Annotated in this window: 20 protein-coding genes and 1 tRNA gene; 9 read left to right on the plus strand and 12 right to left on the minus strand. The window is 61.4% G+C overall.

Annotation, left to right across the window (positions count from 1 at the left end):
• Positions 1-357: 357 nt before the first annotated feature.
• The 11 genes from AC1DSF_RS13930 to aceA form a co-directional block, all read right to left on the minus strand.
• Positions 358-1,608, minus strand: coding sequence for a tyrosine-type recombinase/integrase (locus tag AC1DSF_RS13930; RefSeq protein ID WP_478182951.1), 1,251 nt, complete (start codon positions 1,606-1,608; stop codon positions 358-360).
• 193 nt (positions 1,609-1,801) lie between these two features.
• Positions 1,802-1,878 (minus strand) — tRNA-Pro (locus AC1DSF_RS13935).
• Positions 1,879-1,904: 26 nt separating this feature from the next.
• Positions 1,905-2,384, minus strand: coding sequence for a MerR family transcriptional regulator (locus tag AC1DSF_RS13940; RefSeq protein WP_478127078.1), 480 nt, complete (start codon positions 2,382-2,384; stop codon positions 1,905-1,907).
• 64 nt (positions 2,385-2,448) lie between these two features.
• Positions 2,449-2,820 carry an integration host factor subunit alpha gene (locus AC1DSF_RS13945; RefSeq protein ID WP_478126821.1) on the minus strand — a complete coding sequence of 124 codons (372 nt, stop codon included), beginning with the start codon at positions 2,818-2,820 and terminating at the stop codon, positions 2,449-2,451.
• Positions 2,817-5,252, minus strand: coding sequence for a phenylalanine--tRNA ligase subunit beta (gene pheT / locus AC1DSF_RS13950; protein WP_478126822.1), 2,436 nt, complete (start codon positions 5,250-5,252; stop codon positions 2,817-2,819). Before pheT ends, AC1DSF_RS13945 begins: the two co-directional genes overlap by 4 nt.
• 19 nt (positions 5,253-5,271) lie before the next feature.
• Positions 5,272-6,348 carry a phenylalanine--tRNA ligase subunit alpha gene (gene pheS / locus AC1DSF_RS13955; protein ID WP_478126823.1) on the minus strand — a complete coding sequence of 359 codons (1,077 nt, stop codon included), beginning with the start codon at positions 6,346-6,348 and terminating at the stop codon, positions 5,272-5,274.
• Between the two features lie 125 nt (positions 6,349-6,473).
• Positions 6,474-6,833 (minus strand): 50S ribosomal protein L20, encoded by a 360-nt coding sequence (rplT, locus tag AC1DSF_RS13960; protein WP_028253492.1) that lies wholly within the window; start codon positions 6,831-6,833, stop codon positions 6,474-6,476.
• A gap of 23 nt (positions 6,834-6,856) precedes the next feature.
• Positions 6,857-7,060, minus strand: a complete 204-nt coding sequence (gene rpmI / locus AC1DSF_RS13965) for a 50S ribosomal protein L35 (RefSeq protein WP_028253491.1) — start codon at positions 7,058-7,060, stop codon at positions 6,857-6,859.
• 137 nt (positions 7,061-7,197) lie between these two features.
• A complete protein-coding gene (gene infC / locus AC1DSF_RS13970) occupies positions 7,198-7,806 on the minus strand; it encodes a translation initiation factor IF-3 (RefSeq protein ID WP_478127079.1) in 609 nt (202 codons plus the stop codon).
• 94 nt (positions 7,807-7,900) lie between these two features.
• A complete protein-coding gene (gene thrS, locus AC1DSF_RS13975) occupies positions 7,901-9,808 on the minus strand; it encodes a threonine--tRNA ligase (RefSeq protein ID WP_478126824.1) in 1,908 nt (635 codons plus the stop codon).
• Between the two features lie 324 nt (positions 9,809-10,132).
• Complete coding sequence (aceA, locus tag AC1DSF_RS13980; RefSeq protein ID WP_478126825.1) at positions 10,133-11,464, minus strand: isocitrate lyase; 1,332 nt, start codon at positions 11,462-11,464, stop codon at positions 10,133-10,135.
• Positions 11,465-11,824: 360 nt separating this feature from the next.
• Between aceA and AC1DSF_RS13985 the strand changes: the two genes are divergently transcribed.
• Both AC1DSF_RS13985 and AC1DSF_RS13990 read left to right on the plus strand, forming a co-directional pair.
• Positions 11,825-12,751 carry a DMT family transporter gene (locus tag AC1DSF_RS13985; RefSeq protein WP_478126826.1) on the plus strand — a complete coding sequence of 309 codons (927 nt, stop codon included), beginning with the start codon at positions 11,825-11,827 and terminating at the stop codon, positions 12,749-12,751.
• 183 nt (positions 12,752-12,934) lie between these two features.
• On the plus strand, positions 12,935-13,354 hold the full coding sequence (locus tag AC1DSF_RS13990; protein ID WP_478126827.1) for an SWIB/MDM2 domain-containing protein: 420 nt from the start codon (positions 12,935-12,937) through the stop codon (positions 13,352-13,354).
• Positions 13,355-13,436: 82 nt separating this feature from the next.
• Here AC1DSF_RS13990 and AC1DSF_RS13995 read toward each other — a convergent pair whose 3' ends face one another.
• Positions 13,437-15,155 carry a thiamine pyrophosphate-binding protein gene (locus AC1DSF_RS13995; RefSeq protein ID WP_478126828.1) on the minus strand — a complete coding sequence of 573 codons (1,719 nt, stop codon included), beginning with the start codon at positions 15,153-15,155 and terminating at the stop codon, positions 13,437-13,439.
• Positions 15,156-15,249: 94 nt separating this feature from the next.
• Between AC1DSF_RS13995 and AC1DSF_RS14000 the strand changes: the two genes are divergently transcribed.
• The 7 genes from AC1DSF_RS14000 (at position 15,250) to AC1DSF_RS14030 (ending at position 22,577) form a co-directional block, all read left to right on the plus strand.
• On the plus strand, positions 15,250-15,903 hold the full coding sequence (locus AC1DSF_RS14000; RefSeq protein ID WP_478126829.1) for a TetR/AcrR family transcriptional regulator: 654 nt from the start codon (positions 15,250-15,252) through the stop codon (positions 15,901-15,903).
• A gap of 95 nt (positions 15,904-15,998) precedes the next feature.
• Entirely contained in the window at positions 15,999-16,772 is a 774-nt protein-coding gene (locus tag AC1DSF_RS14005; RefSeq protein WP_478127080.1) for an ABC transporter permease, read from the plus strand.
• A gap of 28 nt (positions 16,773-16,800) precedes the next feature.
• Positions 16,801-17,802: an ABC transporter substrate-binding protein gene (locus AC1DSF_RS14010; protein WP_478126830.1), complete on the plus strand. Its 1,002-nt coding sequence runs from the start codon at positions 16,801-16,803 to the stop codon at positions 17,800-17,802.
• Positions 17,803-17,943: 141 nt separating this feature from the next.
• On the plus strand, positions 17,944-18,726 hold the full coding sequence (locus AC1DSF_RS14015) for an ABC transporter ATP-binding protein (RefSeq protein ID WP_478126831.1): 783 nt from the start codon (positions 17,944-17,946) through the stop codon (positions 18,724-18,726).
• 9 nt (positions 18,727-18,735) lie between these two features.
• A complete protein-coding gene (locus tag AC1DSF_RS14020; protein WP_478126832.1) occupies positions 18,736-20,175 on the plus strand; it encodes an enolase C-terminal domain-like protein in 1,440 nt (479 codons plus the stop codon).
• A gap of 41 nt (positions 20,176-20,216) precedes the next feature.
• The gene (locus tag AC1DSF_RS14025; RefSeq protein ID WP_478182952.1) at positions 20,217-21,380 is read left to right on the plus strand and encodes a Gfo/Idh/MocA family protein; all 1,164 of its coding nucleotides are present in this window, start codon (positions 20,217-20,219) and stop codon (positions 21,378-21,380) included.
• 9 nt (positions 21,381-21,389) lie between these two features.
• Complete coding sequence (locus tag AC1DSF_RS14030) at positions 21,390-22,577, plus strand: dihydrodipicolinate synthase family protein (protein WP_478145620.1); 1,188 nt, start codon at positions 21,390-21,392, stop codon at positions 22,575-22,577.
• Positions 22,578-22,580: the final 3 nt, after the last annotated feature.

Here is a 22,580-nt window from a genome sequence, read left to right on the forward strand (position 1 = left end):
GGCCCTATCCAACAGAAGGTGGACCCCTTTGCCACCAAAATTCTGTAGCTCACCGAGACCTCGATACTGGATGCGGCGCAAGTCGCGTGCGGCCTCTCGTCACGTCACGTCACGTCTGCACCGTGGTTCTCACACGGCCTCAGTCTTGACCGGCCGCAGGCCGACGCCGAATGAGGGACTGTTCATGACTGGGACTTCCCGCTCGCTACAGAGCCAGCTGATGTTCGCTCCCTGGATCGGGTTGATGAAGGGCCGCTTTCCCGCAGCGGTGATGCGCGACGCCCCGGCAAAGTACGGTCGGCGGCGGCGCTCTACCAGCAGATCAGGTAGGCCGTTCTATGACTCGAAGTGAGCTTCTCATGCCGCCACTTTCAACTCAACCGGTGGAGAACCCGCCCTGGTCGCCAGCACGTCCAGATAGTCTGCCCACCGCTGGAGCATCACGGCGCGCTGCTTGAGGTACTGCGTGCGGTTATAGGCACGCCCATTGGCGTCCTTCACGGCGTGCCCCAACTGGGCTTCGATCACCAAGGGGTCGATCTCCAGTATTTCCGCCAGCAGGGTCCGGGCTGTCGCCCGGAAGCCATGCACCGTCTGCACGGTGGGGCCGTACCCCAAGGTCAGAAGCGCTGCACGCAGAGTGTTGTCCGAGATCGGTCGCTCATGACTGCGCTCGCCCGGAAAGACCAGCGTACTGTGGCCCGTAATGGGATGCAGCTTGCGCAGCAACTCCACAGCCTGCCTGGGCAGGGGCACCAAGTGCGGATCACCATGCTGCTTGCCATCGATGCGCCGCTTCATCCGCGCAGCGGGCACGGTCCAGAGCGCCCCGTCGAGATCGATCTCGGCCCAGGCCGCCGCTCGCAGTTCGTTCGGGCGTTGAAAAAGCATGGGCGCCAGTTGAAGCGCCGTACGCACGATGGCTCCGCCTTGGTAGCCCCGGATGACGCGTATCAGCGTCCCCAGCTGGGCCGGATCGGTGATCGCCGCAAAGTGCCGCTTCTTGTGGGGTGTCAGTGCCCCCTTGAGATCTGCCGTGATATCGCGCGGCGCCCGCGCAGTCGCCACCGAGTAGCGCCATACTGCGCGTGCCGTCATCAGCACGCGGCCGGCCACGTCGAGAGCGCCACGCTCCTCGACACGGCGCAGGGCCGCTAACAACTCGATGGCCTCGATTTCGCCGATGCGACGAGCAGCGAAGTAGGGAAACAGGTCCTTTTCCAGATTGCGCTTCTCGCGCGTGGCGTAGTGGCCGCTCCAGCGCGCATGATGCTTGTCGAACCACTCGAGCGCCGTCTCTCGAAAGGTATCGCCGGTGTTCACGGCCGCCTTGAGCTTGACGACCTGGCGCGCCTGTATGGGATTGATTCCGGAAGCCTTCTGGGCCTTGGCTGCGTCACGCGCCTTTCGCGCTGCCGCGAGGCTCACGTCCGGATAGGAGCCCAGGGCGAATTTCTTCTCGACCCCCTCGATCCTGAACTTCCAGAACCAACGGCGAGAACCCGAGGCTGCGACTTCCAGATACAGGCCACCGGCGTCGGTGTAGCGGGCCTGCTTTCGGTCAGGCGGACAGGAGGCGTTTCGGCATGCAGCATCGGTCAACGGCATGGGGGTACATCCAGGGGGTGGGGGTACAAAACCGCCGTACCAGGGGGTTCAGGCGGTTTGTACCCCCTTTTGTACCCCCACTTGGCGCTGGCAGTCACCGGATTTCAGTGTATGCCTCTGGACACGATTCGCCAATTTCCCCAATGAAAAAGGGCGTCCGGAGGATGATTCCGGACGCCCTTGGACGTTTTGTTGGTCGGTGTGAAAGGATTCGAACCTTCGACCCCTTGCACCCCATGCAAGTGCGCTACCAGGCTGCGCCACACACCGAAGCCCGCGATTATAGCGGCCCCAAATCAGTGACCTGTGGTCAGCAGCTCACGAATTTCGTTCAGCTCGCGCCGAAGGTGTAGCAACTGCGACAGATCGACCGTCCGCGCCGTGGATTGCGGTCGCTGTTGCGGCTGAGGAGCATCCACCTCGTCGTGAAGTGCAGCATCGAACTCCTCTTGATCGATTTCTACGGCTTCCATGCCTTGGAGCGGGACATCGCCTGCCTTCCGACGGTCGCGCTCGGACTGAACCATCTCCTGCAGCTTGTTGCGAGCGCCACTGATCGTGAAGCCCTGGTCATACAGCAGATCTCGAATGCGACGGATCATCAGCACTTCATGGTGCTGGTAATAGCGCCTGTTTCCGCGCCGCTTCATTGGGCGAAGCTGCGTGAACTCCTGTTCCCAGTAGCGCAGCACATGCGGCTTGACACCGCACAACTCCCCGACCTCACCGATGGTGAAGTAGCGTTTGACGGGGATCGGAGGGAGGGTTTTCTCCATTGAAATCAATACGGTGCGAGCGAAACCTGAGAGGTTACTCCACCTGATTACCAAGCGCCACGCCTTATTGGGAGCCCACGCTCCATTCCACTTCTTGAGGCCCCTCTTCCGAGATGCTTCCGTGGATTTGTTCCTTGAGCTTTGCGCTTGCGTGGAACGTTGCAACGCGGCGTTCGCCGATGGGGATGGCCTCACCGGTGCGCGGATTGCGCCCTGGCCTTGGCGCCTTGACGCGGATCTGGAAATTTCCGAAACCCGAAATCTTGACGTCGGTCCCTTCGATGAGGCTGTTGGCAATCAAATCGAAGAATGCTTCGACCATGTCCTTGGACTCGCGCTTGTTCAAGCCGATCTGCTCGAACAGCAGGTCCGCCAGGTGAGCTTTGGTGAGCGCCGGCGTTTCGAGGGCTTCGAGCGTGAATTCCATGGCGTTCATATCCGAAGCCGCGCACCAAGCTGCGCGGTGAGTTGATCGACGATTGCACGCAGTGCCGCTTCGACCTGCTGGTCAGTCAAAGTCGCTGCGTCGCTGTTGAAACTGAGTCGGACTGCCATGCTCTTTTCGCCCTCGGCGAGACCGCCCGTGACGCCTGAACCATCGCGCGACACGGTCGGGCGGTAAATGTCGAAAAGCGTGAGTTCGCGCAACAGGCTGGGATCCGCCGCAGCCCGGATTGCACTCATCAATGCATCGTGGGTCACTGTTTCGGAGACCACGACGGCGATGTCGCGGTCGACGGCCTGGTGCTTGGGAACCGCATGCGCCACAGGCACAGATCGGGCGGTGACGGCTTCTAAGTCCAGTTCGAACAAGACCGGCGCATGTGCCAGATCCCACTTCTGGCGCCAGCGCGGATGCAGTTCACCAACCACCCCGATCGCTTGGCCGTCCAGCCGCACACGGGCAGCACGCCCCGGGTGCAGCGCCGGATGCTCTGCAGGTTCGAATGTCGCGATGCGCGGCGCGAGCAGCGCTTCAACATCGCCCTTGATGTCGAAGAAATCGGCACGGTGCGCCTTGCCTTCCCACCGCGAATCTTCAGCATCGCCCCAAGCCAGACCCGCCACCCGCATCGGCTGACGGATACCTTTCACGGTACTGTCAGTGGTGAGGACGGTCTCGTCACGCATAAAGACACGGCCCAATTCAAAAACGCGCGCCCGCGGCGCCTTGCGATCCAGATTGAACTTGAGCACCTGCATCAGTGAACCGATCAGCGAAGAGCGCATGACGCTCATTTGACTGGCAATCGGATTCAGAAGTTTGATCGGATTGGTGTTGCCCGCGAGGTCTTGCTCCCAGTGGGATTCGACAAAGCTGAAGTTGATCGTCTCCTGATAGCCCAATGCCGCCAGTCGCTGCCTGACGGCAAAACGGCTGCGCTGGGCTTCGGGCCGCACGCGGGCCGTGATGAGCGCCAGAGGCGGCGTCGTGGGAAGGTTGTTGTATCCGATGAGTCGGGCCACCTCTTCGATCAGGTCTTCCTCGATCAACAGGTCGAAGCGATGCGGCGGTGGCGTGACGATCAGCTTGCCATCACCTTCTTCCACGTTCAACGCGAGGCGTCGCAACGCATCTGCGCATTGCGCCTGCGTGAGCGGCATGCCGATCACGCGCGCGGCGCGGGCCGGGCGCAATGTCACCGGCTTGGCTTCCGGCAGTCGCAAAACCTGGTCGTCGACAGGACCTGCTTCGCCGCCACAGATCTCGGTAACCAACTGCGTGATCCGCTCGATGATCGCCACCGTCCGACTTGGATCCACTCCGCGTTCGAAACGATGACCTGCGTCGGTCGAGAAATTGAACCGACGCGAACGACCTTGAATGCTCTCGGGCCACCAAAAGGCCGCCTCGATATAGATGTTGCGGGTGTCGTCGGAGACGGCGGTCGTATCACCGCCCATGATGCCTGCGAGCGACTCGACTTCCTGCTCGTCGGATATGACGCCGACCTTTTCATCGACAGTGACGGTGCTTCCGTTCAGCAGCTTCAGGTGCTCACCGGGCTTGCCCCAGCGAACGGTCAAGCTCCCATGAATCTTATCCAGATCGAAGATATGGCTCGGCTGGCCGTACTCGAACATGACGTAGTTCGAAATGTCCACCAGCGGCGAGACGCTGCGCTGCCCGCAACGTGCAAGCCGATCGACCATCCATGCCGGGGTGGTCACTTTCGTGTCGACGCCGCGAACAATACGGCCGGAGAACCGGCCGCAAAGCTCGGGAGCTTCGACCTTTACGGCGAGCTTGTCAGAGATTTTTGACGCCGCAGGTGCGATCGCCGGTGTCTCCAGTGGCGCCCCTGTCAGGGCCGCCAGTTCACGTGCAATGCCAAACACGCTGAGGCCATGGGCAAGATTCGGCGTGAGCTTCAGTGTGAGCAACGCATCGTCCAGCTTCAGCACTTCGCGAACGTCGGCCCCTACAGCGGCATCGGGTGCCAATTCGAGCAGTCCGCCATGGTCGTCGCTGAGCTTCAGTTCACGGGCCGAACACAGCATGCCTTGGCTTTCGACGCCGCGGAGCTTCCCGAGCTTGATGAGGAAGGGCTTGCCATCTTCGCCAGGCGGAAGCTCCGCTCCGACCAGAGCCAACGGCACCTTGATGCCCACTCGAGCATTGGGCGCTCCGCAGACGATGTTAAGCAGAGCGCCCCGACCGGCGTCGACCTGGCAGATGCGCAAGCGATCGGCGTTCGGATGTTGAACGGCTTCCTTGATTTCGCCCACCACCACCTTGGAGAAAGGCGGCGCGACGGGCCTGCGCTCCTCAACTTCGAAGCCACCCATCGTGAGTGTTTCGGCCAGTTCGGCGCTGCTGAGCGGCGGGTTGCAGAACTCGCGCAACCAGGACTCGGGAAATTGCATCTCGTCGTTCTCGTTCTGTTTACTGGAATTGGCGCAGGAAGCGCAAGTCGCCGTCGAAGAAAAGGCGCAGATCGTCGACACCGTAGCGCAGCATCGTCAGTCGGTCTGGTCCCATGCCAAACGCGAAACCGATATAGCGCTCGGGGTCCAAGCCCATATTGCGTACGACGTTCGGGTGGACTTGTCCCGAGCCCGCGACCTCAAGCCAGCGACCGGCCAGTGGACCGTCTTGAAATTGGATGTCGATCTCCGCACTGGGCTCGGTGAAGGGAAAAAAGCTTGGACGGAAGCGCAGCACCAGATCGTCGCTCTCGAAAAAAGTGCGGCAAAAATCGGTGAAGACAACCTTGAGATCCTTGAAGCTCACGTTTTCGCCAAGCCAGAGTCCCTCGCACTGGTGGAACATGGGCGAATGAGTGGCATCGCTGTCGACGCGGTAGGTGCGTCCGGGCGCGATCACGCGAATTTCGGGCGCCTTGACTGCTCCACCAGAATCCGCCGCTGCCGCTTCGAACTGCGCGGCGTACTTCTTGATGTGCTGATGTGCGTAGCGGACCTGCATCGGACTCGTGTGCGGACGCAGGTTGTATGGGATGCCATCCTCCCCATTGAGATCGACGTAGAACGTGTCCTGCATCGAGCGGGCCGGATGATTCGGCGGATTGTTCAGAGAAGTGAAACTGTGCCAATCGCTTTCGATTTCAGGACCATCCGCAACGTCGAAGCCCATGCTCGAGAAGATTGCCTCTATGCGCTCCATCGTTCGGCTGACCGGATGAAGGCCACCCGAAACGCGCTTGCGGCCCGGCAAGGTCACATCCAGAGCCTCAGAGCGCAACTGCACCGCCAGTTCTTCGTCGGCGAGTTGCTGACGGCGCTCCGCCAGCGCAGCTTCGATGGCCTGCTTGGCGAGGTTGATCGCTGCACCCCTGGATTTTTTCTCGTCCACGCTCAGCGAAGCCATGCCTTTCATCAATTCGGTAACGCGGCCGGCCTTGCCGAGAAATTGCGCTTTGGCGTTTTCCAGTTCGGCCGGAGCCTTCGCTTGGGCAAAGGCTTCGCGGGCGGTATCGACAAGGGAGTCCAACTCGTTCATGAGGGTGTGGGAGATGAAACAGGAACAAACGGGGGAGGATGAAGAAAGGGCTGGTGCCCTTTCAAGCGCCAGCCCTCATGTCGTGGGCGCAGGCACCATCGTGGATGGCAACCTGCTATGCGGGATCACGCTGCCAGCTTGGCCTTGACCTGCTCCACGATGCCGGCAAAAGCGGCCTTGTCATGCACGGCGATATCGGCGAGCACCTTGCGGTCGATTTCGATACCAGCCTTGCGGATGCCGTTGGCGAACTGGCTGTAAGTCAGGCCCAATTCGCGCGAGGCGGCGTTGATACGCGCAATCCAAAGTTGGCGGAATACGCGCTTCTTGGTACGGCGGTCACGGTAGGCATATTGGCCTGCCTTCATCACCGCCTGTTTGGCGATGCGGAAGACATTGCCGCGGCGACCACGGAAACCCTTGGCGAGTGCGAGAACCTTCTTGTGGCGGGCGCGAGCCGTTACACCACGTTTGACGCGAGGCATATGTGTACTCCTTGTTCGTCTGGTTAGATGCCGCTGCCGGGCAACATGGCGGCCATGGAAACCATGTTGGTCTCATGAACTGCTGTCGCACCCCGCAGGTGACGCTTGTTCTTGGTGGTCTTCTTGGTCAGGATGTGACGCTTGAAGGCTTGCCCGCGCTTGACGGTGCCACCTGGACGAACGCGGAAACGTTTTTTCGCGCTGCTCTTGGTCTTCATTTTGGGCATGTAAATGCTCCTCTTGTTTGTGCTCGTGAGGCGCCGCGGATGTTCCGCGGGCTTGTTGGCCCCGAGACACTTCTACATCTCGCCTATGCCTGCACCTTCAAGGCGCAGGCAGCGGCGAAATCCTTTAAAACAGCAACTTAGGCCGCCGCTGGAGCCGCCGTTGGCTCCACAGTCGGTTTTGCGGCTCCCGCCTTCTTGCGACCAGGAGCGATCATCATGATCATCTGCCGGCCTTCGAGTTTCGGAAACTGCTCCACCACGATCAGATCACCGAGTTCATCGCGAATGCGCTGCAGCAGTGCCAGCCCAAGCTCTTGGTGCGTAATCTCACGACCACGGAACCGGAGGGTGATCTTGCACTTGTCGCCGTCTTCCAGGAAACGGCGAATGTTGCGCATCTTGATGTTGTAGTCGCCGTCGTCGGTGCCTGGGCGGAACTTGATTTCCTTGACCTCAATCACCTTCTGCTTGGATTTCGCTTCGGCTGCCTTCTTTTGCTCGTGGTACTTGAACTTGCCGTACTCGATCAGGCGGCAGACCGGCGGATTGGCCGCCGCGACGACTTCCACCAGATCCACGTCCTGCTCGCCGGCAAGGCGCAGCGCCTCAGCGAGGCTCACGACCCCCAATTGCTCATTGTCGGGCCCGATCAGGCGAACTTCCGGGGCCATGATCTCCCGGTTAAGGCGGTGTTGGCGTTCCTCGCGGTGGCGGCGGTCGCGAAATGCAGTAGCGATGGTCAGAATCCTTCAAACAATTTGCTACAAGAATGTAGCGAACGCCATAGAGTTCGCGCCCACAAGTCGTCTGATAAAAATCAGCCTTTGAACTCTCTCTAATTCAAAGCTTGTGTTGGATGTCGTGAGCAATCTTTTGCGAGAACGCTTCTATCGACATGGCACCGAGATCCACATTGCCTCGGGCGCGCACTGCGACGGCACCTGCTTCCTTTTCCTTGTCGCCTACGACAAGGATGTACGGGAGCTTTTGCAACGAATGCTTCCGTATTTTATACGTAATCTTCTCGTTGTGTAGGTCGAGCGAAACTCTAAGACCTTGACTCTGCAGCGTTTTTGCAACCCCGGACGCGTACTCTAACTGTCCCTCGCTGATGTTGAGGACCGCCACATGCACTGGAGCCAGCCACGCGGGCATTGCCCCCGCATGATGTTCGATCAGCATGCCGATAAAGCGCTCCAGGCTCCCCACGACGGCGCGATGAAGCATGACCGGATAAGCGCGCCCGCTGGTCTCCGTCACATATTCACCACCCAAGCGCTCAGCGGTGTTGAAGTCAACCTGCATGGTCCCGCACTGCCATTGGCGGCCGATGGCGTCCTTCAGCGTGTACTCGATCTTGGGTCCGTAAAAGGCGCCGTCGCCAGGCGAGACGACGAAATCGACGCCCGAACGCCGGAGGGCCTCCATGACGGCGAACTCTGCCTTGTCCCACAATTCGTCCGAACCCACGCGGTTCTCGGGCCGGGTTGCGACCTTGTAGAGAATCTCCGTGAAGCCGAAGTCCGCATAGACCTTCTGCAGTTGCGCCGTGTACGCGACGCACTCATCGAGGATTTGATCCTCGGTGCAGAAGACGTGACCGTCGTCCTGCGTGAAACCACGAACACGCATGATGCCGTGCAAGGCGCCGCTGGGTTCATTTCGGTGGCATTGGCCGAACTCTCCGTAGCGCAACGGCAGATCACGGTAGCTGCGCAGATCCGATTTGAAAATCAGGACATGGCCCGGGCAGTTCATCGGCTTGAGCGCGTACTCGCGCTTTTCCGACTCGGTAGTGAACATGTTTTCGCGGTAGTTCTGCCAGTGGCCGGTTTTCTCCCAAAGGCTCTTGTCCAGGATCTGCGGTCCCTTGACCTCCTGGTAGCCGGTTTCGCGGTAAACGCGGCGCATGTACTGTTCGACTTCCTGCCAAATGGCCCAGCCTTTGGGATGCCAGAACACGACCCCCGGCGCCGTCTCGTCGATGTGGAACAGGTCAAGTTCCTTTCCCAGCCGGCGGTGGTCGCGCTTCTCCGCTTCCTCGATGCGGCGGATGTAGTCGTCCAGTTGCTTCTTGTCGGCCCAGGCCGTACCGTAGATGCGCTGCAATTGCTCGTTCTTTGCGTCCCCGCGCCAATAGGCGCCTGCCAGCTTCGTCAGCTTGAACACCTTCAGGAACCGTGTGTTCGGCACATGCGGGCCGCGGCACATGTCGACGTATTCCTGGTGGTAGTACAGCCCCATCTCCTGCTCATCGGGCATGTCTTCCACTAGCCGCAGCTTGTAGTCCTCGCCCCGCGATTTGAAGACGGAGATGACTTCCTCGCGCGGCGTCATCTTCTTGATCACGTCGTAGTCCTGCGCGATCAGTTGCCGCATGCGCGCTTCGATGGCCTCCATGTCCTCCGGGGTGAAGGGGCGCTCGAACGAAATGTCGTAGTAGAAGCCCTCATCGATGACCGGGCCGATGACCATCTTCGCCGTCGGGTAGAGCTGCTTGACCGCATGGCCGACCAGGTGGGCCACCGAATGCCGGATGATCTCCAGGCCTTCATCGTCCTTTGGAGTGATGATCTGCAGCTTTGCGTCGTGGTCGATCACGTCGCTGGCGTCTACCAGGCGGCCGTCGACTTTGCCGGCGAGTGTCATCTTCGCAAGGCCGGGACCGATTGCCTTGGCAACCTCGGCCACAGAAACCGGGCCAGGGAACTCGCGGCGCGAGTTGTCAGGGAGCGTGATCTGAATCATGAAAAACCTCAGCGAGAAAACAAAAAAGCGCGGTACTTGACCGCGCTTGGCTTGGTGATGTGCCGGTGACTTCCGGCGTGCGCGGCCTACTGGCCTTTCCCCTGAAGGAAAAGACCGCTGATTCCTTGCGGTGTAGTTCGCGGTGTCATAACCAAGGTGCCTTTCTCGCTCTTGTTGGGGCTGGAAGAAGCTGGAGATTCTATCCTCGGCGGCCGGTAATGCGCGTGCATCTCCGTCTCGCCCTGAGCGGACGAAAAAGATCCCCGAGGATCGCCCCTGCAGGGATCTTTCCGATTTTGCAGGCCCGTGGCGGGCCGCATCGGCTCAGTGGAACTGCTCTTCTTCCGTCGAACCCGTTAGCGCCTTGACGCTGGAGGAGCCGCCCTGGATCACCGTCGTGACGTCGTCGAAGTAGCCTGCGCCGACTTCCTGCTGGTGCGAAACAAAGGTGTAGCCCTTCTCGCGCGCCGCGAATTCCGGCTCTTGCACCATTTCGACGTAATGCTTCATGCCTTCGCCATTCGCATAGGCATGTGCGAACTTGAAGGTGTTGTACCAGTTGATGTGGATGCCCGCGAGCGTGATGAACTGGTACTTGTAGCCCAGCGCCGAGAGCTCGTCCTGGAACGCTGCGATGGTCTTGTCGTCAAGATTCTTCTTCCAGTTGAAAGAAGGCGAGCAGTTGTACGACAGCAGCTTGCCTGGACATGCGGCATGCACGGCCTGGGCGAATTCGCGCGCAAAGCCGAGGTCCGGCGTACCGGTTTCGCACCACACGAGGTCGGCAAAAGGCGCATAGGCGACGCCGCGGCTGATGGCTTGCTCCAGGCCGTTCTTGACACGGTAGAAGCCTTCCTGCGTGCGTTCGCCGGTAAGGAACGGCTTGTCGTTGGCATCGTGGTCGGATGTGATCAGGTTTGCCGCTTCGGCGTCCGTACGGGCCAGCACAATGGTCGGAACGCCCATCACGTCGGCCGCAAATCGTGCCGAAATCAGCTTCTCGCAGGCTTCATGGGTCGGAACCAGCACCTTGCCGCCCATGTGTCCACACTTCTTCACTGCGGCGAGCTGGTCTTCGAAGTGCACACCGGCAGCACCCGAAGCGATCATGTTCTTCATCAGTTCGAAAGCGTTGAGCACGCCGCCAAAGCCGGCTTCCGCATCAGCGACGATCGGGAGGAAGTAGTCGATGAACTCCTTGTCCCCGGGATTGACGCCGCGCGACCACTGGATCTCATCGGCGCGCTTGAACGTGTTGTTGATGCGGCGAACCATCGTGGGCACCGAGTCATAGGCATACAGCGACTGGTCCGGATACATGGTTTCCGAGGTGTTGCCATCCGCGGCAACCTGCCAGCCGGACAGGTAGACGGCCTCGAGACCGGCCTTGGCCTGCTGCATTGCTTGCCCCGCGCTGATGGCACCGAATGCGTTCACGTAGCCCTTCTTGGCGCCGCCGTTGATCTTCTCCCACAGCTTCTCGGCGCCGCGCCGAGCGAGCGTGTGTTCGATTGGCAATGAGCCGCGCAGACGCACCACGTCTGCAGCGCTGTAGCCCCGCTTGACGCCCTTCCAGCGCGGGTTGGTGGCCCAGTCTTTTTCGAGGGCGGCGATCTGTTGTTCGCGGCTGAGTTGTTCGGTGAGGGTCTGTGGCATGGTCACTCCGAGGGTTGATTGAGAGGAGGCGCTGTCGCGGCCGTTGGAGCTACTGTATGGCAAACGTGTCCACTCTTATGTCTTATAGAAGACATATTTTTCTGCGAACAAAATCAATGACTTATGGCGTTTTTTCTCAATGCAAAATTATTTTTCTTGTATTGAGAAAAAATATTGCGGCGCAGCACTCGCTTGTTTCACTATACGGAATGGCGTTTGGGGCAATGAAAAGGTGAAAAGGCGATTGCCCGATCTCGCGATGACTGGCTTGCCAGAGACGCTACGAGGGCGCACACGCAGCGAGAGCGCGCTGTCACATAAGGCATCATCGAATCAGTCCTCCTCAAGCATTCAAGTCTTTTGAACACCGCACTCCCGGCGCCGCAGCGCCTTGTCGCTTACGGCTGCCTCGCCTTGAGCATGTCGCTCGTGGGTGGCTACGTCGCGCTTTCAAAGCCGCTCGTCGCGGCGTTCCCGGTCCTCTTGCTCGCATGGCTGCGATTCGGCATTGCGGCACTTGCCATGCCTCACTGGCTTCGACGCCCTGCGAACGAGCCGCCCATGACACCGCACACGCGCGGACTGGTCTTCCTCGAATCGTTCCTCGGCAACTTCATGTTCTCGATCTGCATGCTCTTCGGCGTGAGTTTGACGAGCGCGGTGTCTGCCGGCGTGATCATGGCTTCCATACCGGCAGTCGTCGCAATTGGCAGTTGGCTCTTCCTGAGAGAACGCATCACGGCGCGCATCGGCGCGGCGATCGTATGTGCGGCCTTCGGCATCGGATTGCTGGCGCTGGCGCCGGCACAGGCAGCGGTGCATGCGAGCGACGCGTCGCCCGCCCGCATGCCATGGCTCGGCAATCTGCTCATCTTTTGCGCCGTTCTTTGCGAAGCCGCGTACGCAGTGATCGGCAAGTCGTTGACGGGAAGGCTGGGGCCGAAGCGGATTTCCTCTTTGATCAACCTGTGGGGATTCGCGCTTTCGACGCCGCTGGGCATCTGGTTCGCGCTGCGCTTCGACTTCAGCGCAGTCTCCGTTGGCATCTGGGTCCTCTTGCTCGTCTATGCGCTTGCAGCAAGCATATGGACCGTCTGGCTTTGGATGACCGGCCTCAAGAGTGTCCCCGCATCGCAGGCGGGCGTGTTTACCGTGATGCTTCCAGTGAGCGCGGCGGTGGTCGGCGTGGTGGTCCTGGGAGAGGATCTGTCGGTGCCGCAAGTGATCGCCTTCTCGCTCGCGCTGCTCGGCGTGTTGCTTGCGACTTGGCCGTCGCGACGTGCCTGAAGCCATCTCTTGCCACTGTCGAGGGAAATCACTGGGCTTCTCTCCTCTGAAAAAACAACAGCTCCCAATGAAAAAAGCCGTTTTTCCCTTGGAAACGCGTTTCTTCTCCTTTAGCATCCGCAATGCCGATGGAGACACTGCTTTTCATTGGTGAAAGTGTCCAACCAAAAAAGGAAATCAACCATGGCAACTGCAAAGAAGGCTCCGGCCAAGAAAGCGCCGACAAAGAAGGCGGCTCCCGCAAAGAAGGCAGCCGCACCGGCGAAGAAGGCTGCTCCTGCAAAGAAGGCGGCACCCGCCAAGAAGGCGGCTCCGGCCAAGAAGGCTGCTGCAAAGAAGGCTCCCGCAAAGAAGCGCACTCCCAACGCTGCGTTCATGAAGGCACTGACCCCCAGCCCGGCGCTTGCAGCTGTGGTCGGCTCGACGCCTCTGCCGCGCACCGCTGTCGTGAGCAAGCTGTGGGACTACATCAAGAAGAACAACCTCCAGGACAAGGCCAACAAGCGCAACATCAACGCCGACGCCAAGCTGAAGGAAATCTTCGGCAAGCCGCAGGTCTCGATGTTCGAACTGGCTGCACTGATTGGCAAGCACGTCAAGTAAGAGCCATCCAGGCGCCCCGCGCGCTTGAATCAAAAAAGCCGGCATGCGCCGGCTTTTTTTTGCCCTGAGCGCGTGCGCAGGTTCACCCCTTGGCCTGCGCCGCCTTTCTGATCGAACTCAACGTACCGCGGGTCGTGATCACCTCGGGGTCCAATGGAATCTCGATCAGGGTGCCTGTATCGGCAGCCAGAGCACGCATCAACGCCCCCTCGAACTGCGCGGTTTCCGTCACGCGTTCGGCCGCATAGCCATAGGCCTTGGCCAGCGCGCAGAAGTCGGGGTTGCGCAATTCCGTGCCGCTCACCTTGGACGGATATTCGCGCTCCTGGTGCATGCGGATCGTGCCGAACATGCCGTTGTTCAGCAGAACAATGATGCTCTTGGCCCCATGCTGCGCCGCTGTGGCGAGTTCCTGCCCCGTCATGAGGAAGTCTCCGTCCCCAGCGATCGTGAAAGCAACGCGGCCGGTGGCGATGTTTGCGGCGATGCCGGCGGGCACGCCATAGCCCATGGCGCCGCTGGTGGGCGCCAGTTGGGTCTTCGCACCTTTGACGAGGCCGTGATAGCGGAAGTAGCGATGCACCCAGCTCGCGAAGTTGCCCGCGCCGTTCGTGATTGCAGTGTCAGGCGGCAAATGCTTCTGGAGCAAACCGACGACCGTCACCATGTCGACAGCGCCGCGCGGCGCCTCTGCTGGCAGGCCGGCAAGCGCCTGCGGCTCGAGGTTTGCAACGTAGTCGGCGTTGGCCGCGCTCGTCCATGCCTCCCAGGGCAGTTCGGTCGGAGCGCTCAACACCTCCAGGCTGCGCGCGGCCGAACTCATGCCCGCGTTGATCGCCAGGTCGGCCTGATAGACCCGATTGAGCTCTTCCGCGCTGGCGTGGATGTGCACCAGCGTCTGTTTTGGCTTGGGTGCTTCGAGGAGCGTGTAGCCGCCGGTCGTCATCTCGCCAAGCCGCGGACCGATCGCGATGATGAGGTCGCTTTGGCGGACTCGATCGGCAAGCTTGGGATTGATTGCAATGCCCACGTCGCCAGCGTACAGCGGATGGTGGTTGTCGAAAGTGTCCTGAAAGCGGAACGCATTGGCAACGGGCAGCTTCCAGTTCTCGGCGAATCGCTGCAGTGCCTGGGCTGCTTGCGTCGTCCAACCACCGCCGCCGGCGATGACCAGTGGGCGCTGCGACTTCAGCAGCAGTTCACGGAGGGTGCGCAAGGCGCCAGGATCGCTCCAGGGCTCCACCGGCTCCACGCGCCGCAGCGGTCGCGCATCGGTGGTCGCGCGCAGCATGTCTTCGGGCAGCACGACCACTACAGGCCCGGGGCGCCCGTTCATCGCCGTCGCAAAGGCCCGCGCGACGTATTCGGGAATGCGGTTGGCATCGTCGATGCGCTCCACGCGCTTCGCGAAGGCCTTGGTGCTGGGTCCGAAGAAGCTGCCGTAGTCGACCTCCTGGAACGCCTCCCGATCTCGAAAATCGCTGCCGACGTCGCCAACAAAGAGCACCATCGGCGTCGAATCCTGGAACGCGTTGTGCACGCCGATGGACGCATTGGTGGCACCCGGCCCGCGCGTGACGAAGCACACGCCCGGCCGCCCGGTCAGCTTGCCGTGCGCCTCGGCCATGAAAGCCGCGCCGCCTTCCTGGCGATTGACGATGAACCGGATGCGCTCGCGATAGGCATGAAACCCGTCGAGCACGGCCAGGAAACTCTCTCCAGGAACGCCGAAGGCCAGTTCGACCCCCTGCTCTAGCAGACACTCGACGATCAGGTGACCCGCGGGTTGTGATGAACTCATTTAAGACGCGCCCTTTTGCTGCAACAACGTTGATGAATTATGTGCGGGCCTCGCGCCGGCTTGCCTTAATTCACCGATTGGTTAAATTCGCCACATGCGCACAAAAGCCAGACACACCGCGCCGAGCGAGCCGCGTTCCCGGGACGCCGACCGATCGCAGCTCGCCATCCTTGCATCGGCTCGCGACGAGTTCGCACGGCATGGTCTTGCCGGTGCCCGCATGGACAGCATCGCCGAGCGCGCGGGGCTCAACAAGCGGCTGATCTACTACTACTTCGGCAGCAAGGACGACCTCTTCCTCGCCGTGCTCGAAGGCACCTATGCGGACATCCGGCAAGCCGAGCAGCGGCTTCACCTGGACGAGGTCGAGCCCGTCGAGGCCATTCGTCGCCTGATCTCCTTCACGTGGCACTACTACCTGGAGCATCCGGAGTTCATCACGCTGCTCAACAGCGAAAACCTGCATCGCGCCGAGCATCTCAAGCGCTCCGATCGCATCCAGGAGATGAACTCGCCGCTGGTTCAACTGCTCGACGGTGTACTGGAGCGGGGCAAGCACAACAATCTCTTCCGCGCTGGCGTCGATCCCGTTCAGCTCTACATCTCCATCGCCTCGCTCTGCTATTTCTACCTGTCGAACAACGACACCCTGTCAGCTGTGTTCGGACGCAATCTGCGCGCACCCAAGGCGATGGCGCAGCGACTCTCGCACATGACGGATCTCGTACTGGGCTACGTCCTGCGCTGATACGGGTATCTCCTAGGCACGCACTCGTTGCGCCGTTGCAATGGGCTTCCTAGAATCGTTAATTCACTTGTCGGTGAATTGAACATACCTTGTCGATGCTTCGCAACTTCCTGCTCTCCCCCGCGCTGCGGCCTTTCCTGCTCATCGTGATTCTGCTGGTGCTGTGGGACCTCGCGATCCGGCTTTTCAAGATCCCTGCCTACCTGATCCCTCCGCCATTGCAGGTTGTGCAGCAGTTGATTGCCGAGTGGCCGCGCCTTCTCGCGGAAAGCTGGAAGACCACGGTCGCGACGCTCGGCGGATTCGCACTGACGATCGTGATCGGGATTCCGATCGCGATGGTGATCGCCTATTCGCGCCTGGTGGAGTCCTACGTCTATCCGCTGCTGGTGTTCTCGCAGAGCATTCCCAAAGTCGCGATCGCCCCGCTCTTCGTCGTGTGGTTTGGCTTCGGCATCTTTCCGAAGGTGATCTCCGCGTTCCTGTTGGGTTTCTTTCCGGTGGTGGTCTCGACGGTGATGGGTTTCAAGTCGGTCGAGCCCGACATGCTCGACCTGGCCCGCTCCATGGGTGCGAGCCGACTGCAGACCTTCTTGAAGATCAGTCTCCCGCAGGCGATGCCGGCGATCTTCAGCGGGCTCAAGGTTTCGGTCACCTTGGCCGTGGTCGGCGCAGTCGTCGGCGAGTTCGTCGGCTCCAACTCCGGCATCGGCTACGTGCTGCAGGTCGCCAACGGCAACTTCGACCTGCCGTTGATGTTCGCCGCCCTGGTCGTGCTGTCGACGATCGGAGTGATTCTTTTCGTCGCCGTCGACCTCGTCGAACGGCTGATGATTCCGTGGCATGCGTCGCAACGCCACGCCCAGTGAGTTCCAACCACTCTTCCAGGAGACAACCATGAAGAAGATGCTGACATCCCTCATTGCCGGAGCCACTGCGGCACTGGCGCTCGTCTTGACGCCCGCACATGCGCAGAACAAGCCGCAGGACAAGGTCACCCTGATGCTCAACTGGTATCTCTACAGCGAGCATGCCCCGTTCTTCCTGGGCAAGGAGCGCGGCTATTACGCAGACGAAGGCATCGACCTCGACATCCAGGAAGGCCGCGGCTCGGCCGTGACCGCGCAGGCAGTGGCCGCCAAGTCGGCAACCTTCGGCTATATCGACGTCACCACCATGATCAAGGCCGCCGCAAAGGGCGCTCCGCTGAAGTCGACGGGCGTCCTGTTCCAGGTCAGCCCGATGTCGGTCATGGGTTTCTCCGAAAAGAACATCAAGACGCCCAAGGACGTCGTCGGCAAGACTGTGGCCACGACGCCGGGCGACTCGATGTCGCAGATGTGGCCGCTCTTCCTGAAGGTCAACAACATCCAGGCCGACCAGGTGAAGATCGTCTCGGGTGACGCGCAGACCAAGCTCAATGCGGTAACCAGCGGCCAGGCCGACTTGCTGCTCGGCTATGTGATGGACCAGGCGATCAAGCTTCAGGACGCCACTGGCAAGCCTGTCACGCCGATCCGGTTCGCGGACTCCGGCGTCAACCAGATCAGCTCGGGGATCATCACCAACAAGAACCTCCTCACCGAGAACCCCGACCTCGTGAAGCGCTTCATGCGCGCCTCGACGCGCGCCGCCGAGGCCGCCGAGAAAGACCCCGCTGCCGCTGTTGACGCCATGCTCAAGGCCAACCCGAAGGCCGGCGTGCGCGACACGCTCATCCTGGGTATGAAGCAGAGCGTGGCGCTCTATCACACCAAGGACACCGCCAACCAGCGCCCCTTCCGTGTCGCGATGAAGAACGTGGACGACTCACTCGACCTGCTCGTGCAGTACGGCGGGATGGACGCCGCCACCCGCGGCAAGGCCGAAGACTACGTGACGCTCGACTTCCTGCCCTGACCAGCTCGCCCCCAGGCTGCGCGCACTTCGTGTCGCTTCGCCTACCCCCTACCGGGGGCAACACCAGCGGTCCGGCAAAGCCGGCTCCGCGGTGTTTCCCTAAAAGGTGCGTTCCAGTTCGGCTCCGTTTTTTCTTAATTCATGACTTCTGATGTTTTGATCGAAGCGCGCGGCGTCTCGAAGATCTACCAAAGCAAGGACGGGCCCATCGAATCGCTGAAGCCGCTCGACTTCTCGATTCGCGCAGGGGAGTTCGTCTCGGTGGTGGGGCCCTCAGGCTGCGGCAAGAGCACGCTGCTGAAGATGGTCGCGGGGCTCCTGCCGATCAGCGGCGGTACGCTCTCATTGGCTGGCCATCCGATCATCGGTCCGCAAAAGGACGTCGGGATCGTCTTCCAGAGCGCGGTGCTGTTGGCATGGCGAAGCATCGAGGAGAACATCCTCCTGCAGGCCGAGATCCGGCGGATGCCCAGGACGGCGGCACGCGAACGCGCTCGCGAGTTGATGAAGATGGCCGGACTCACCGGCTTCGAGAACAAATACCCGTGGCAACTTTCCGGCGGCATGCAGCAGCGAGCGTCGATCTGCCGCGCGCTGCTGCACGACCCGTCGGTACTGCTGATGGATGAGCCCTTTGGCGCTCTCGACGCGATGACACGCGAGAAGATGAACCTAGAGCTCCAGCGCATCTGGTCTGCCTCCAGGAAGACGGTACTCCTGATCACGCACAGCATTCCCGAGGCAATTTTCTTGTCGGACCGCGTGATCGTGATGAGCGAGCGCCCCGGTTCGATCGCCGCCATCTACGACATCGACCTGCCACGGCCCCGCCCCTTGGATGTCATGGGCACCGAACGCTTTGCTGCGTACGCACGCACTCTGCGCGCGCACTTCTTCGCGCAAGGTCACCTGGACGCGCACTGACGCTTCGCCATGTCCGCCGCGAACATCTCTTCCGCGCCTTTCGTGCGCGTGCTTGCCGTCGAAACCGGCATGCGGCCGATGACGCTGCGCCTGCCGTTCAAGTTCGGCGCAGTCACGCTCACCCGCTGTCCGCAGGTGTTCGTGCGGGCCACCGTCGACTGCGGTGCGCACGGGGTGGCCGAAGGCTTTGCGGCCGAACTGATGGTGCCCCGCTGGTTCGACAAGCGGCCAGACCGAACCCAGGCGGACAACGTCACGGACCTTGGATGGGCATTAGAGGCCACGGCCAATGCCTACACGACAGCCGAAGCCGCGCCGGCATTCGCCCTGTTCGCCCGGCACTATGAATCGCTGATGGCACACGGCGCTGCACTCGGCCGCACGACGCTCTCGACCGCCTTCGGCCAAGCCGTGCTCGATCGCGCAGTCCTCGACGCGCTATGTCGCGCGACACAGGTGTCGGTCTACACCGCTATCCAGTGCAACATGATCGGAATGGTCGACACATCTCTGATGAATGACCTCCACGGCTGGGACTGGAATCGCTGGCTTGCCAAGCGCACTCCGGCCGACCATCTGCAGGCGCGCCATACGGTGGGCATGCTCGACGTACTGGATGGCGACACGGAGGATGCGGCCGGGCTGCCCGTCAGCCTCCCGGCCGTGGTGCGCCGCTACGGCCATCGCTATTTCAAGATCAAGCTGGGCGGGAATCCTGAGACGGATCTTCAACGGCTGCAGCAAGTGCTGGCGACGCTCGACACCATCGCGCCTGGGCATCAGTTCACCCTCGATGGCAATGAACAGTACGCCGACGCATACGCGCTGCGCGCGCTCTGCGAGGGCCTGCGCCAATTGCCGCAGCTTGCCGCTCGTCCCGAAGCACTGCTCTATCTCGAACAACCCCTGCCGCGCGACGCCAGCATGGACCCGGCGCTGCTCGAATTGCAAACGCCTTCGCCGCTCCTGCTCGATGAAGCGGATGGCACTCTGGACGCGTTCCATGAAGGGCGTTCGCATGGATGGCGAGGTGTCTCCAGCAAAGCTTGCAAAGGCTTCTACAAAGCCTTGATCAATCGCGCACGCTGCGATTCGTGGAATTCGGCCGATGCAGGCGGTCAATATTTCATGTCCGCCGAAGACCTCACATGCCAGGCAGGACTGGCCGTGCAACAGGACCTGGCACTTGCTTCCCTGCTTGGTCTGCAGCACTGCGAGCGCAATGGCCATCATTACGTCGATGGCTTCGGCATTGCGCCAGCGGATGAACAAGCCGCCTTTGCCGCCGCGCACAGCGACCTCTACGAAACCAGCGCTGGCCGCCCTCGCCTGGCTATTCGCAATGGCCGGATCGAGATCGGTTCGTTGGCAAAGACCGGCTTCGCTCACTCGGCAGTGCCTGATTTCGCCGGCCTGCACCCCCTCTCGCTTGCGTCCACGTTCGTGTAGACGCTGGCGCACTTCAACTCTCAAACACAGCGGAGAACACCATGACAACACAAAGGCTCGGAATCATCATGCACGGCGTCACCGGGCGCATGGGCACGAACCAACACCTGATTCGCTCGATCGTCGCGATCCGGGCGCAGGGAGGCGTGACGCTGTCCAACGGCGACAAGGTCATGCCCGACCCGATCCTCATCGGACGCAACGCAGAGAAGATCCAAGCGCTGGCCAAGGCGCATGGCATCGAGCGCTGGGGCACCGATCTCGATCTTGCGCTGGAGAACAAGGACGACACCATCTTCTTCGACGCGGGCACCACGCAGATGCGCCCCACCCTGCTGGCCAAGGCCGTCCGCGCAGGAAAGCACGTCTACTGCGAGAAGCCCATCGCGACCAATCTGAACGAAGCGGTGGAGATCGCCCGTCTTGCCGAAGGCTCTGGGCTCAAGCATGGCGCGGTGCAGGACAAGCTCTTCCTGCCTGGCCTGCGCAAGCTCGACATGCTGCGGCGCGCCGGCTTCTTCGGTCGCATGCTGTCGGTGCGGCTCGAATTCGGCTACTGGGTGTTCGAAGGCGACCTGCAGCCCATTCAGCGCCCGTCGTGGAACTACCGCAAGGAAGACGGCGGCGGGATGATCCTGGACATGATGTGCCACTGGCGCTATGTGCTGGACAACCTGTTCGGTGAGGTCAAGTCCGTGTCCTGCCTCGGGACGACTCACATTCCCAAGCGCTGGGACGAAGAAGGCAAACCGTACGAAGCCACCGCGGACGACGCGGCCTACGCGACCTGCGAACTCAAGGGACACAACGGCGAGCCGGTGATTGCGCAGATCAACATGAGCTGGGTCACGCGCGTGCGGCGCGACGATCTCGTCACCTTCCACGTGGACGGCACCGATGGCTCCGCCGTTGCGGGCCTGTCGTCGTGCCGTGCGCAATCGCGCGTTGCAACGCCGCGGCCAGTCTGGAATCCGGACGAGAAGCAGACGATGAACTTCTTCGATCAGTGGCAGGAGATTCCGGATTCGCAGGTGTACGACAACGGCTTCAAGATCCAGTGGGAACATTTCATTCGCCACGTCGTGGAGAACGCGCCGTACAGGTGGACTCTGCCTGAAGGCGCCAAGGGCGTGCAGCTCGTCGAGGCGGCGCTCGAAAGCTGGAAAGACCGGCGCTGGGTCGACGTCCCCGAACTCAAGATCTGAGTCTTTCCCATGGCCATTTCACTCACTCTCCCCACCGCGAGTGGCTCTCTCGCGCCCTACACACTGCGCGGAAGCACCCCAGTCAAGCCGCCGGCGGGCGTCAAGTTCGACCGCACCGCCTATTCGGCAGCGCACGTCGTGGCCGATGCCACGGCCGCCATCGACCCGTGGCTGCAGTGCGCGGTCGACTGGGATGCCACCATCGACTACCGCCGGCACCTTTGGTCGCTCGGCCTCGGCGTGGCCGAAGCAATGGATACCGCGCAACGCGGCATGGGTCTGGATTGGCCGACCTCTCTCGAACTGATCCGCCGCTCACTCGACGCCGCAAAGCACGTACCCGGCGCGCTGATCGCATCCGGCTGCGGCACTGACCATCTGGACATCGACAACGTCAAGACCACCGACGACGTGATCCGCGGCTACGAAGAGCAGATGGCGGCAATCGAAGCGCTCGGCGGCAAGCTGATCGTGATGGCCAGCCGTGCGCTCGCCCGCGTCGCCAGGAGCCCCGCCGACTACGAGCGCGTCTACGACCGCATCCTCAGCCAGGCGAAGCAACCTGTGGTGCTGCACTGGCTCGGCGATATGTTCGATCCGGCGCTCAGCGGCTATTGGGGCATGCCGGACATCGATCGCGCAATGGACACGGCGCTCGGCATCATCGCGGCGCATCCGCACAAGGTCGATGGGATCAAGATATCCCTGCTCGACAAGGACAAGGAAATTGCCATGCGTCGCCGCCTGCCGGCGGGTGTTCGCATGTATACCGGCGACGACTTCAACTACGCCGAGTTGATCGCGGGCGACGGATACGGCAGCGAACCCACGCATGGCAAGAGCGATGCGCTGCTCGGAATCTTCGACGCGATCGCACCGGCAGCGAGCGCCGCACTGGGCGAGCTAGCGCTCGGCAACGTCGACAAGTTTCATTCGATCCTGGGCCCGACGGTTCCTCTGTCGCGCCACATCTTTGCGGCACCCACGCGCTTCTACAAGACGGGCGTGGTCTTCATGGCATGGCTCAATGGTCATCAGAGCCATTTCACGATGGTCGGCGGTCAGCAGAGCACGCGCTCTCTGCCGCATCTGGCGGAACTGTTCAGACTCGCCGACGCGGCGAACCTGCTGGAGCAACCTGAGTTGGCGGTTCGGCGCATGAAGACACTGCTGGCTCTGCACGGCATTGAAGGCTGATCG

Source organism: Variovorax sp. 01N429 (genome assembly GCF_056399425.1).

Bases quoted from the DNA above. Each gene is read 5' to 3' on its own strand.
- AC1DSF_RS14010 (WP_478126830.1), top strand. From the start codon at position 16,801: ATGAAGAAGATGCTGACATCCCTCATTGCCGGAGCCACTGCGGCACTG.
- AC1DSF_RS14020 (WP_478126832.1), top strand. From the start codon at position 18,736: ATGTCCGCCGCGAACATCTCTTCCGCGCCTTTCGTGCGCGTGCTTGCC.
- pheT (WP_478126822.1), bottom strand. From the start codon at position 5,252: ATGCAATTTCCCGAGTCCTGGTTGCGCGAGTTCTGCAACCCGCCGCTC.
- AC1DSF_RS14025 (WP_478182952.1), top strand. From the start codon at position 20,217: ATGACAACACAAAGGCTCGGAATCATCATGCACGGCGTCACCGGGCGC.
- aceA (WP_478126825.1), bottom strand. From the start codon at position 11,464: ATGCCACAGACCCTCACCGAACAACTCAGCCGCGAACAACAGATCGCC.
- rplT (WP_028253492.1), bottom strand. From the start codon at position 6,833: ATGCCTCGCGTCAAACGTGGTGTAACGGCTCGCGCCCGCCACAAGAAG.
- AC1DSF_RS13995 (WP_478126828.1), bottom strand. From the start codon at position 15,155: ATGAGTTCATCACAACCCGCGGGTCACCTGATCGTCGAGTGTCTGCTA.
- thrS (WP_478126824.1), bottom strand. From the start codon at position 9,808: ATGATTCAGATCACGCTCCCTGACAACTCGCGCCGCGAGTTCCCTGGC.
- pheS (WP_478126823.1), bottom strand. From the start codon at position 6,348: ATGAACGAGTTGGACTCCCTTGTCGATACCGCCCGCGAAGCCTTTGCC.
- AC1DSF_RS14005 (WP_478127080.1), top strand. From the start codon at position 15,999: ATGCTTCGCAACTTCCTGCTCTCCCCCGCGCTGCGGCCTTTCCTGCTC.
- AC1DSF_RS13945 (WP_478126821.1), bottom strand. From the start codon at position 2,820: ATGAACGCCATGGAATTCACGCTCGAAGCCCTCGAAACGCCGGCGCTC.
- AC1DSF_RS14000 (WP_478126829.1), top strand. From the start codon at position 15,250: ATGCGCACAAAAGCCAGACACACCGCGCCGAGCGAGCCGCGTTCCCGG.
- AC1DSF_RS14030 (WP_478145620.1), top strand. From the start codon at position 21,390: ATGGCCATTTCACTCACTCTCCCCACCGCGAGTGGCTCTCTCGCGCCC.
- AC1DSF_RS13930 (WP_478182951.1), bottom strand. From the start codon at position 1,608: ATGCCGTTGACCGATGCTGCATGCCGAAACGCCTCCTGTCCGCCTGAC.
- AC1DSF_RS13990 (WP_478126827.1), top strand. From the start codon at position 12,935: ATGGCAACTGCAAAGAAGGCTCCGGCCAAGAAAGCGCCGACAAAGAAG.
- rpmI (WP_028253491.1), bottom strand. From the start codon at position 7,060: ATGCCCAAAATGAAGACCAAGAGCAGCGCGAAAAAACGTTTCCGCGTT.
- AC1DSF_RS13940 (WP_478127078.1), bottom strand. From the start codon at position 2,384: ATGGAGAAAACCCTCCCTCCGATCCCCGTCAAACGCTACTTCACCATC.
- AC1DSF_RS14015 (WP_478126831.1), top strand. From the start codon at position 17,944: ATGACTTCTGATGTTTTGATCGAAGCGCGCGGCGTCTCGAAGATCTAC.